General features: G+C 62.3%; 12 protein-coding genes. 10 read left to right on the top strand and 2 right to left on the bottom strand.

The features are described 5' to 3' along the window. The first annotated feature begins 96 nt into the window (after window positions 1-96). From NMG80_RS35045 to NMG80_RS35005, 9 genes are all read left to right on the top strand, one after another. Entirely contained in the window at window positions 97-837 is a 741-nt protein-coding gene (locus NMG80_RS35045) for a FadR/GntR family transcriptional regulator (RefSeq protein WP_254022369.1), read from the top strand. After that, a complete protein-coding gene (locus NMG80_RS35040; RefSeq protein ID WP_254022368.1) occupies window positions 834-2,009 on the top strand; it encodes a PLP-dependent transferase in 1,176 nt (391 codons plus the stop codon). The genes NMG80_RS35045 and NMG80_RS35040 overlap by 4 nt, the downstream gene beginning before the upstream one ends. Before the next feature lie 27 nt (window positions 2,010-2,036). Next, window positions 2,037-3,296 carry an ABC transporter substrate-binding protein gene (locus NMG80_RS35035; RefSeq protein ID WP_254022367.1) on the top strand — a complete coding sequence of 420 codons (1,260 nt, stop codon included), beginning with the start codon at window positions 2,037-2,039 and terminating at the stop codon, window positions 3,294-3,296. A 119-nt stretch (window positions 3,297-3,415) separates the two neighbouring features. Beyond that, on the top strand, window positions 3,416-4,351 hold the full coding sequence (locus NMG80_RS35030) for a carbohydrate ABC transporter permease (protein ID WP_027152651.1): 936 nt from the start codon (window positions 3,416-3,418) through the stop codon (window positions 4,349-4,351). A gap of 13 nt (window positions 4,352-4,364) precedes the next feature. Next, a complete protein-coding gene (locus NMG80_RS35025) occupies window positions 4,365-5,198 on the top strand; it encodes a carbohydrate ABC transporter permease (RefSeq protein ID WP_254022366.1) in 834 nt (277 codons plus the stop codon). Between the two features lie 9 nt (window positions 5,199-5,207). Next, window positions 5,208-6,308, top strand: coding sequence for an ABC transporter ATP-binding protein (locus NMG80_RS35020; RefSeq protein WP_254022365.1), 1,101 nt, complete (start codon window positions 5,208-5,210; stop codon window positions 6,306-6,308). A 264-nt stretch (window positions 6,309-6,572) separates the two neighbouring features. Continuing rightward, window positions 6,573-7,187 carry a hypothetical protein gene (locus NMG80_RS35015; protein WP_254022364.1) on the top strand — a complete coding sequence of 205 codons (615 nt, stop codon included), beginning with the start codon at window positions 6,573-6,575 and terminating at the stop codon, window positions 7,185-7,187. Between the two features lie 3 nt (window positions 7,188-7,190). Beyond that, window positions 7,191-8,039: a 23S rRNA (adenine(2030)-N(6))-methyltransferase RlmJ gene (locus tag NMG80_RS35010; RefSeq protein WP_254022363.1), complete on the top strand. Its 849-nt coding sequence runs from the start codon at window positions 7,191-7,193 to the stop codon at window positions 8,037-8,039. A 132-nt stretch (window positions 8,040-8,171) separates the two neighbouring features. After that, window positions 8,172-8,624, top strand: coding sequence for a hypothetical protein (locus NMG80_RS35005; protein ID WP_254022362.1), 453 nt, complete (start codon window positions 8,172-8,174; stop codon window positions 8,622-8,624). Here NMG80_RS35005 and NMG80_RS35000 read toward each other — a convergent pair. Continuing rightward, on the bottom strand, window positions 8,594-8,932 hold the full coding sequence (locus tag NMG80_RS35000; protein ID WP_254022361.1) for a transcriptional regulator: 339 nt from the start codon (window positions 8,930-8,932) through the stop codon (window positions 8,594-8,596). The two genes, NMG80_RS35005 and NMG80_RS35000, sit on opposite strands and share 31 nt — an antisense overlap. 445 nt (window positions 8,933-9,377) lie before the next feature. Continuing rightward, window positions 9,378-9,947, bottom strand: a complete 570-nt coding sequence (locus NMG80_RS34995) for a hypothetical protein (protein ID WP_254022360.1) — start codon at window positions 9,945-9,947, stop codon at window positions 9,378-9,380. A gap of 459 nt (window positions 9,948-10,406) precedes the next feature. Here NMG80_RS34995 and NMG80_RS34990 point away from each other — a divergent pair, with 459 nt between their 5' ends. Beyond that, complete coding sequence (locus NMG80_RS34990) at window positions 10,407-11,003, top strand: glutathione S-transferase family protein (RefSeq protein WP_254022359.1); 597 nt, start codon at window positions 10,407-10,409, stop codon at window positions 11,001-11,003. The last annotated feature ends 141 nt before the right edge of the window (window positions 11,004-11,144 follow it).

Genomic DNA, 11,144 nt, shown 5'->3' with positions numbered 1-11,144 from the left:
GCAAGCCGAATACCCCATCTGCCCAGGCCACTTGACGAAAGGCCGGCGGCGCGCAAAACTGCTAAGATGTCAGACCAATTTTGGGCGTAAGTACCCATGCGAACGCGCGGCGAACTGCCCGGGGCACCTGCCACGCGTGTGGCAATCGCCACGCTCCCGCCGCTGGACCGCGGCAAACAAGTTATGGAAGCGCTGGCTGACTATGTCGAGCGCGCTGCGCTGAAGAGCGGTGACCGGCTTCCGACCGAACGCGAATTGATGGCCGCGCTTTCCGTCGGGCGTTCGACGATACGGGAGGCGATGGGGCGTTTCGAAGCGCTCGGCGTCACCGAGACCCGCAAAGGCAGCGGCACTTATCTGCTCAAGCCGATATCCGCCGGCACGATTCATTTGCCGCTGTCGCTCGATGCGGCAGAACTGCGCGATGGTCTCTTGCACACCCTCGAGGTGCGCCGCGGCATCGAGGCCGAGGCAAGCATGGTTGCGGCGCGGCGGCGGACAGTCGACGATCTGCGGACGATCGAGGAAAAACTCATCGAGATGGAGCGCGTCCATCTCGCCACCGGCACGTCTGGGCCGGAAGATCTGGCCTTTCACCTGGCCGTCTACGACGCCACGCACAATCCGCTTTTCCGGCAGCTGCTGGGGCAGATGCGCGAAGCGTTCGAACGCTTCTGGGACCATCCTTTCGACCGGCAGGATTTCGCGCGGCGATCGTTCCCGTATCACCGCGAGCTGTTCGATGCCATCGTCGCCAGGGATGCGGAGCTGGCGCGCGGAAAAACGCTGAAGATCCTCGAGATCGTGGAAGAGGATATCGAGGAAATGTCGAAATGAACGGTCCCGATTTTTTCGACCAGGCCTCGCTGATCGCCGCCCATGACGAGGGCAACGCCTTCGATGCCGTCGTCCCGCCGATCGTGCAGACCTCGCTCTTCACGTTCTCGAATTATGACGAGATGCTCGAGACATACCGCGGCGAAAAAGTGCGGCCGACCTACACGCGCGGGCTGAACCCGACCGTGCGCATGTTCGAGGAAATGCTGGCAAAGCTGGAGGGCGCCGAGGACGCGATCGGTTTTGCAAGCGGCATGTCTGCCATCTCATCGGCAGTGCTGAGCTTCGTCGAACCGGGTGACCGCATTGTCGCGGTCAGGCATATCTACCCGGACGCGTTCAGACTGTTCGGGACATTGCTCGCGCGCATGCGCATCGAGGTGACGTATGTCGACGGGCGCGACGAGGCGGCTGTCGCGAGCGCCCTGCCTGGCGCCAAGCTGTTCTATATGGAAAGCCCGACTAGTTGGGTCATGGAAACGCATGACATCGGTGCGCTTGCTGCTCTGGCAAAGTCCCGCGGTATCCCGACCATCATCGATAACAGCTGGGCCAGCCCGGTCTTTCAGCGGCCGCTGTCGCTCGGTGTCGACGTTGTGGTCCACTCCGCATCCAAGTATCTGGGCGGTCACAGCGATGTGGTGGCCGGCGTGGTCGCGGGCTCCAAGGAATTGATCGGCCGCATCCGCGGCGAAGCCTATCCATATCTCGGCGGCAAGCTGTCGCCATTCGATGCCTGGCTCTTGATTCGCGGCTTGCGCACGCTGCCGATCCGGATGCGCGCCCATCAGGCCTCCGGCCTCGAAATCGCCCGGCGCCTGCAGGAACATCCTGTTGTCGAGAAGGTCTGCCATCCGGGGTTGGCCAACCTGCTTCCCGCCGGGCTCACTGGCACGTCGGGCCTGTTCTCATTTGTCTTCCGCGACGGCATCGACATCCGCACCTTTTCCGACCGCCTCAAGCTGTTCAAGCTGGGCGTGTCCTGGGGCGGCCACGAAAGCCTCATCGTGCCCGGCGAGGTCGTGCTGCAGCAGAAGGCCCAACCCAATTCCGCGATGGCGTTCGGCGTTCATCCGCGGTCCGTGCGTCTCCATGTCGGCCTCGAGGGAACCGGGGCGCTGTGGAGTGACCTGGAAGCGGCGATCGACGCCGCTTCCGAAGAAAAGACCTGAAGCAACCAGACAAGAAGGGAACGGAAAATGAAGAAGCTCCTTATCGCCGCATTCGCCACCGTACTGATGTCGGGTGCTGCATTCGCCGACACGACGCTGAAGCTCGTGGAGGTGATCACCAGCCCCGAGCGCACCGAAACCCTGAAGTCGATCGTCTCCAAATTCGAGGCGGCCAACCCGGGCACGAAGGTCGAGGTCATCTCGCTGCCCTGGGGCGAGGCGTTCCAGAAATTCGCGACCATGGTGTCCGCCGGCGAAATCCCCGACGTCATGGAGATGCCGGATACCTGGCTGTCGCTCTATGCCAACAACGGCCTTCTCGAGAGCCTCGAACCCTATCTTGCCAAATGGGAGCACACCTCGGGTCTCACCGATCGCGCGCTCGAACTCGGCCGCGACGTGAACAACACCGCCTACATGCTGCCCTACGGCTTCTATCTCCGGGCGATGTTCTACAATAAGAAGCTGTTCAAGGAGGCGGGTGTCACCGAGCCGCCCAAGACGATGGACGAGTTCGTGGCGGCGTCGGAAAAAATTTCCAAGCTTCCAGGCAAATATGGCTACTGCCTGCGCGGCGGGCCGGGCGGCCTCAACGGCTGGATCATGTTCGGCGCATCCATGGCCGGCTCCAACAAGTTCTTCAATGAAGACGGCACCTCGACGATGAACAGCGAAGGCTGGGTCAAGGGACTGACCTGGGTCGTCGACCTGTACAAGAAGGGATTGGCGCCGAAGGACAGCGTCAACTGGGGTTTTAATGAAATCGTCGCCGGATTCTACACCGGCACCTGCGCAATGCTCGATCAGGATCCAGACGCGCTGATCGCGATAGCCGAGCGGATGAAGCCGGAAGACTACGGTGTCACGACCATGCCGAAGGGGCCGAGCGGAAAGACGTTCCCGACCATCGGCTACGCCGGTTGGTCGATGATGGCGGCCAGTCAGAACAAGGACCTCTCCTGGAAGCTGATCGAAACGCTCGAAGGGCCGGAGGGCAATATCGAGTGGAACAAGCGCACCGGAGCGCTGCCGGTCCACAAGTCGGCCGAAAAGGATCCCTTCTACGCAAGCGAGCAGTTCAAGGGCTGGTTCGCTGAACTCGAGGACAAGGATGCAGTGCCAACGGTCATGCCGACCTATCTCGAGGAGTTCGCCTTCTTCAAGGACTCGATGGTCATCAAGACCAGTCAACAGGCACTGCTTGGCGATATCACGCCAGAGGAAATGGCCAACCAGTGGGCCGACTATCTGACCAAGGCGCAGCAGAAATACCTGGCCAAGAAATAAACGGCGGACGCCAGGCGTCGGAGCCGCCCATCGCGGGTGGCTCCGATAGGTCTCGTCCATGGTCGATTGGAAGAATGGTCGATTGGAAGGATGGTCGATTGGAGCGAAAGCGTTAGCTGATGGTTTTTGACGCCACCGCCGGGTTCCCGGAATCGCGCCGTCGGTCGCTGGTCGACCGGATCACGCGCCACGCCGAGCCATATCTTTACACCGCCCCGGCGCTGATTCTGATCGTCACCATCATGCTGGCGCCGCTGGTGCTAGGCCTGTCCTACGCCTTCCGCGACGTGCACTTGCTCAATCCCTTTTCTGGCGGGTATGTCGGGCTCGATCATTTTCGCACCCTTTATGATGACGACAATTTCTATCGGGCGCTGCGCAACACGCTGTGGTGGACCGGCGCGTCCGTCTTGCTGCAATTCGTGTTCGGCCTGATCCTGGCGCTGTTGCTCGACCGGCCGTTCGCCGGCCGCGCCATAGCGCAGGCGCTGGTGTTCCTGCCCTGGGCGGTGCCGACTTTCCTCACCGGGCTCAACTGGGCGTGGCTGTTCAACCCCGTCATCGGACCGCTGCCGCATTGGCTTTATGCGCTCGGCCTCATGAATGAGCCGGCCAACATCCTTTCCAATCCGCAGCTTGCCATGTGGGGACCGATCATCGCCAACGTCTGGTGGGGCATTCCCTTCTTCGCCATCACGCTGCTGGCCGCGCTCCAGGCCATCCCGCGCGACCTCTACGAGGCGGCGGCGATCGACGGCGCCGGGGCATTCAGGCGGTTCACGTCGATCACCTTGCCGTTCCTTGCGCCGACCATTGCGATCACCGTGCTGTTGCGCACCGTCTGGATCTCGAACTTCGCCGACCTGATCATCGTCATGACCAGCGGCGGGCCTGCCGACCGCACGCAGATCGTCGCGAGCTACATCTTCACGCAAGCCTTCAGGGCCCTGGATTTCGGCTATGCCTCGGCCATTGCGCTGGTGCTGCTCGTCCTGTTGCTCGCCTATTCGATGCTGATCGTCATGCTGCGGCAAGTCCTGATGGATCGGGCCTGATCGGGATGACCAGATGAACAACTATTCGACGTTCGGCACCGCGCTGCACCGCCTGGCGATCCTTTGCTACGTCCTCTTTGCATTGTTCCCGCTGTTCTGGCTGTTGAAAGTATCGGTCACGCCGAACGACCTGCTCTATTCCGAGGGCGTGCGCATGTGGCCGTCGCGGATGAGCTTTGAACATTTCCGCTTCGTGCTGGCCCACAGTGCGTTCCCGGTCTTCTTCAGGAACAGCATGATCGTTGCCGGTGCGACGGCCGTGATCGTGACGCTGCTCGCGTCTCTCTCCGGCTATGCGCTGTCGCGCTTCACCTTCCGCGGCAAATACTGGCTGGTTGCGCTGATGCTGCTCACCCAGATGTTTCCATTGGTGATGCTGGTCGCGCCGATCTTCAAGATGCTCTCGCCGCTCGGGCTGACCAACAGCCTGACCGGGCTGGTGGTCGTCTACACCGCCTTCAACATCCCCTTCGCGACGTTCCTGATGCAGTCGTTCTTCGACGGCATTCCCAAGGAATTGGAGGAGGCGGCCAAGATCGATGGCGCCACGCAGTTCATGGCGTTTCGCCAGATCGTCCTGCCGCTGACGCTGCCCGGCATTGCCGCGACGCTGGGTTTTGTATTCACCGCCGCATGGAGCGAACTGCTGTTCGCGCTGATGCTGATTTCGGGCAACAGCGCCGCCACGTTTCCGGTCGGTCTGCTCACCTTCGTGTCGAAGTTTTCGGTCGATTTCGGGCAGATGATGGCGGCCGGCGTGCTGGCGCTGATCCCGGCCTGCCTCTTCTTCCTGTTCATCCAGCGCTATCTGGTCCAGGGCCTGACGGCCGGCGCGGTCAAAGGCTGAGGGGGGTTCATGGCATCGATCGACATCCGCAACGTCCGCAAGAATTTCGGCATCGTCTCCGTGCTGCACGGCGTCGATCTGTCGATAGAGAACGGCGAGTTCGTGGTGCTGGTGGGGCCGTCGGGCTGCGGCAAGAGCACGCTGCTGCGCATGATCGCCGGGCTCGAGGAGGTGACCGAAGGTGAGATCCGGATCGACGGCATGCGCGTCAATGAGCGGGCGCCCAAGGACCGCGACATCGCCATGGTGTTCCAGTCCTACGCGCTCTACCCGCACATGAATGTCGCCGAAAACATGAGCTACGGCCTCCGGATCCGGAAGGCTGCCCGCGAGAAGATCACGGCCGCCGTCAGCAATGCGGCCAGGAAGCTTGAGCTGCAGCCGCTGCTTGCGCGACGGCCCAAGGCACTGTCGGGCGGTCAGCGCCAGCGCGTGGCGATGGGCCGCGCGATCGTGCGACAGCCCAAGGCATTCCTGTTCGACGAGCCGCTGTCCAATCTCGACGCGCGCTTGCGCGAGCAGATGCGGGCAGAGATCAAGAAGCTGCACCGCGATCTCGGCGCGACCTCGATCTATGTCACCCACGACCAGATTGAGGCGATGACCTTGGCCGACCGGATCGTCGCCATGCATGAGGGCGTGGTGCAGCAGGTCGGCAGCCCGCTGCAGCTTTACGACCGCCCTGCCAACCTGTTCGTGGCCGGCTTCATCGGATCGCCGGCCATGAATTTCCTGTCGGCGCGCTATGAGGTCGGCGCAGGCACGGCCGGCGCACGATTGCCTGACGGAACGCTGATTGGGCTTTCGTCTGGTTATCAACTGGAGGAAGGCGCGGCGGTGACGCTTGGCATCCGGCCGGAGCATGTCGAGATGTCGCCGGGCTCGGAGAGCAGCCTGAGGGCGACGGTCGACCTGATCGAGCCCACCGGCTTCGGCATCATCCTGCATCTCGGCCTGCATGGCCTGCCGTTCAACGTCTTCACGCTCGAGCGGGCCGCGCTGACGGCCGGACCGACTGTGACGGTGGCTTTCCCGCCGCAACATCTGCATTTGTTCGACGAGACGGGAATGCGCGCATTGGAATCGAGCCTCCAGAAGGGGAAGGGCTGATCCTCCTTATCGGGCGCTCAGATCATTCGGATTCTCCCAAGACCGGTTCCCACCTTTGGGTCCGATGCTATTGTCTATCTTGGCACCGCCGAATTCGATACGACATTTGAATCGCGGCCCCGACATGGCTCTGGGACGAGATGGAACGCGCCCACGGCGGCGCTAGACCATGATCCCGAACCGAAGGTCAGCGAAGCAAAAAAGTGAGAACCGATTTTCGGACGAGATCATGGTCAAACAAAAGCAGGCAAGGTAGTCGAGCGCATGCGCTTTCTGTTTCTTCTGATCCTGCTCGCCGGCATCGGCATCGGCGTCGTCTATCCCTGGGCGATGACCAATTTCTCCGGCCATGAGATCGGGACCTGGCGGGTCTATGAACAGGGCCGGTTCAAGCCGGTGACGGTGCCGCTGGCCGCTCGCGACGCGCCGGTGCGGGTGCTGGTCGACCTCACCGCCAGGGCCGAACGCATCGTCGTCTCGCAACAGCGCACCGTGCTGACGCTGACCGCTGCCACAGGCGGCAGGACGGTACTCGCCTCGACGCTGCAGTTCACTCATGCCGAGAATCCGCGCCAGGTCAGCCCGCAACTGCCGGACAACGTCTTCCGCGACGAGGCAGGCCTGATCGCGACGGTCAGCCCCGGCCCCTACATCTTCACCGTTGGCCCCGGCGACGCCGAGGACATCGAGATGCGGGCGGTGGACCTCGTGCTGCGCTCCGGCGTTGGCGAGGTCGATCGCCGGGCGCAGCCGGTTGGCTTCTCGTTGATGGCTGTCGGCCTGATCGGGCTGGTGCTGGCGTTTCGTTACGGCCGCCGCCGGCAGCAAGATCCGAACTCGAAGCCGCCGCCGCCGCGCTGGGGCAGGGGCTCGAATTAGCTCGTGAATTACCGCCACGCCTATCACGCCGGAAACTTCGCCGATGTCGTCAAGCACGTCGTGCTGAGCCGGCTCGTCGAATATCTGAAACAGAAGGACAAGGCGTTTCGCGTCATCGATACCCATGCCGGCGTCGGCCGCTACGATCTGTCGTCGACTGAGGCGCAAAAGACCGGCGAGTGGCAAGGCGGCATCGGCCGGCTTGTCGATGCCTCGCTCGACGCGCCGGCGGCAGCGCTTCTGGCACCTTATCTGGAAGCCGTCCGTTCGCTCAATCCCGAAGGCGGCGTGAAAAAGTATCCGGGCTCGCCGCTGATCGCGCGTCATCTCATGCGCAAGCAGGACCGGCTGTCGGCGATCGAGTTGCATCGCCAGGATGCCGCGAAACTGAGGGCGCTATTCGCCGGCGATTTCCAGACCCGGGTGATCGAGCTCGACGGCTGGCTGGCACTCGGCGCGCATCTGCCGCCGAAGGAAAAGCGCGGCCTCGTGCTGGTCGATCCGCCGTTCGAGGAGGAGGGCGAGTTCGACCGCCTCGTCGACGGGCTGCGCAAAGCGCACAAGCGCTGGCAGCCCGGAGGCGTCTATGCGTTGTGGTATCCGGTCAAGGACCGCAAGGCGGTCGCCGCCTTCCGCAAGGCGCTGGTGCAGTCAGGTGTCCCGAAGCTGCTCGACATCGGCTTCGAGATCAGGCCGCCATCGGCCGAGCCCAGCCTTGACGGCAGCGGCATGGTGGTGGTCAACCCGCCGTTCACGCTGGAGCGCGAATTGCGCACGCTGCTGCCGGCCTTGCACAAATTGCTTTTCGTTGAAAAACCGGCGCATTGGACGCTGGAATGGCTGGCCGCGTAGAGGTGGCGGACGTATCCGCGCGCCTGCCCTGGTTGAAGGCGATCTCAGACTAGGAAACCATTGTCGCTACAACCGCTTGACCGCGCGCTAGCGAATCCGCACAGTGCACGCAGTCGACCATAAGAGGCTGCCATGACTCGCTTCGCCCAATCCGCCCTTGCCGCACTGATCGCCCTTTGCACGCCGCTCGGCACGTCACTCGCTGTCACCCAGGCAGCAAAGGCGGCCGACCTTGCCGTCTATACCGAAGAAGACAGCGGCGTTTGCGGTGAGGCCTGGGTGCTGAACAAGATCACCAGCCGCTTCTCCTATCAGGTGCACCACGTGCCGAATCTGCCCGACGTCGAGATCACCGATTTCCAGGGCATCCACCAGAATCGCTATCTGCCAGCCAACGAAACCTGGCCGATTGGCCGCCGCTATTGCGGCGCTACCGTCAGCCTGTCCGACGGCGACGCCCGCAGCATCTGGTATCTGATCGAGGAAGGGCAGGGCTTTGCCTCGATCGGCGATAATGTCGAATTCTGCGTCGCGGGCTTCGACCGCTGGATGGTCTACAACGGCCGCTGCCGCGTCCTGCGCTGACCGCGTTCACGAGGCTGCTCCGCCTCATCGAGGACGGCGCGAAGGAAGGCGGCGTGACCGCGATATGCGCGCCGTCCGACTGACGTCGCCTTGACCCGCGTCTGCGGTCGACGTCCGACAAACAGCTTTTCGACATCGACATAGCCCGCCGTGGCAAGCGTATCGATATGCGCGCCGAGATTGCCGTCGGTCGCATTCACGATGACCTTCAATCGGGTGAATTCCAGCGCTTCGCGCCGTTCCAGAGAATTCAGCGCCGCCATGATCCTGAGCCGCACGCTCTGGTGGATGATTTCGTCGGCAGCCATTGTCGGGCCTGCTGTGGTGTCCGGCGTTCAGTCTCACTGATCTGGGACAGCGCCGCTTGATCTTTGCGCGAATGACATGCGCTTCTCCGCATACTGCAGAATACTCTGCCGAATAGAGTAATCTGTCAACCTTGGCAAAAAATGTCCTCTCGAACGCAGGCAAGGTCCTGGCGCAGAGCGGGCCGCGTTTTGCTTTTGTAGCTTGTGTAGATCGTCTGGTTGCACAAGACGATGAGATGGTTGAAGCAGTCCATCATGGTGTTGCCGGTCGATGATCGACGAGCAAAACGGCTGCTAACCTTCAGCGCTTCGTTGCGAGATTGGTCCGGGAAAGCGCGCAGAATGTCTGTCGCAAACCCTCGGCAAAGCGCGAAGTGCAGCAGCCGCATTTTGCGAAAACAGCACGAGCGTGTGTCGCCGGTAATCAAAACTTAAACTGAAAGAATCATGCTAATGCTTCGCTGGCTAGACAAGCGCGAGTCAGATATGCATTACACGCCGGGTCATTAACGGCCGTCGGCACAACGAAGGGGCATGATATGGCTAAACAGTCATCCAAAGCGCCGGCATCCAAGTCACCGGCAAAGCAGGCACCGGCAATGAAAGCACCAATAAAAGCAGTGGCGGCAAAGGCCGCAGCAGCTGTGAAGAAAGCAGCACCTGCTGCCAAGCCGAAGGCCGCCGCGGCCAAGGCAAAAGCAGCGCCGGCCAAGAAGCCGGCCGCGAAGGCCGCGGCAAAACCGGCGGTGAAGAAAGCAGCACCTGCCAAGGCTGCGTCCGCCAAGGCAAAAGCAGCGCCGGCCAAGAAGCCGGCTGCGAAAGCCGCGGCAAAGCCGGCAGCGAAGAAGGCAGCACCTGCCCAGACTGCGCCGGCCAAAAAGACTGCGCCGGCCAAGAAGGCTGCACCGGCCAAGCAGGCTGCGCCGGCAAAGAAAGCAGCTGCAGCGAAGTCTTCGGTAGCGGTGAAGAAAGCAGCGCCTGCGGCCAAGCCGAAGCCCGCGACCGCGAAGGCCAAGAAGTAATCGCGTTTCTTCGCTCGCGGAGGACAGTGCTGAAGACGGTTGAGGGCGGGTGCCGACAGGCGCCTCGCTCGCAGGGCCGGTGCTCGGGCAGCAACAGAGGCGGAGGGAAGACAGCTTTTCGCAGCTCCCAGGACTTCGCCGTGCGGCGAAGTCCGCTGGGGCATTTCTCTGTGCCGGAGAGAATTCTTGGTGCAAGACCGAGTTGGCTCGGTTTCGGATCCGTCTGACCTGCTCAGATGCTCTTAGGCTGGAACTGCCGCACCGCTCGTTTGCCTCGGGACCGTGGAGGAGGACGGTCGTTCGCCGTGGCGCCCGGTTTTTCCGCCTGTGGCTGTTGATCATGGCGGGATGTCCGGCCAACAGTGTCGCGGAAATGGATCATACGCAGATTCAAAGTGCTACAGCGTCCTTTGCGCGTCCATGCTCCGTACTCGGCAAACAGGAACCCGATCATGCCCAGACTGCTCTACGCGTCCACGTCACCCTATAGTTCCAAGGTGCGCATGGCCGTGCTTTATACCGGCATCGCCGTCGATCTGGTGCCGATAAAAACCGAAGACAAACCGGCTGAGCTGATCGACGCCAATCCACTCGGCAAGATCCCGGTGCTGGTGCTCGACGACGGCCGCTCGATCCACGACAGCCGCGCCATCACCCAGCATCTCAACCGCATGTCGAAGAACGCGCTGTTTCCGCGCAATCCAGACAAGCGCCTCGAGGCGGAAGTGCTTGAAGCGCTGGCCGACGGCATCTGCGACTGCGCGCTGTCGATGGTCTATGAGCGGCGCACGCGCCCCGAAGACATGGTCTACCAGCCGTGGCTCGACCGCCAATGGGCGAAGATCACCAGTGCGCTCGATCTGCTCAACGCCAATCCGCCAAAGCTGCCAAAGAAGATCACCACCGGCCAGCTGGCGCTGCGCGCCTGCCTTGGCTATCTCTCACTGCGCTTTGCCGGAAAATGGGAAAAGGGCCGCAACCGGCTGGTCCGCTGGGCAGCGCGCTTCGACGAGAAGTTTCCGGAGCTGAAGCCGGCGGTTCCGGGCTGAGCGGGCGGTGGTGATAGCCGATCTCCCCCTTGCGGGGGAGATGCCCGGCAGGGCAGAGGGGTGCTGTCCCTCCAGATTCTTCGCCTGTTCGGATAATCTTGAAGCTCATTCACTGCAGAAGAACAAGTCGTAGGCTGGCGT

The sequence above is a fragment of the Mesorhizobium escarrei genome (assembly GCF_935825525.1).
GTDB lineage: Bacteria > Pseudomonadota > Alphaproteobacteria > Rhizobiales > Rhizobiaceae > Mesorhizobium > Mesorhizobium escarrei.
The sequence above is the reverse complement of the archived record's forward strand: the minus strand, read 5'-3'. Positions and strand labels throughout refer to the sequence as shown.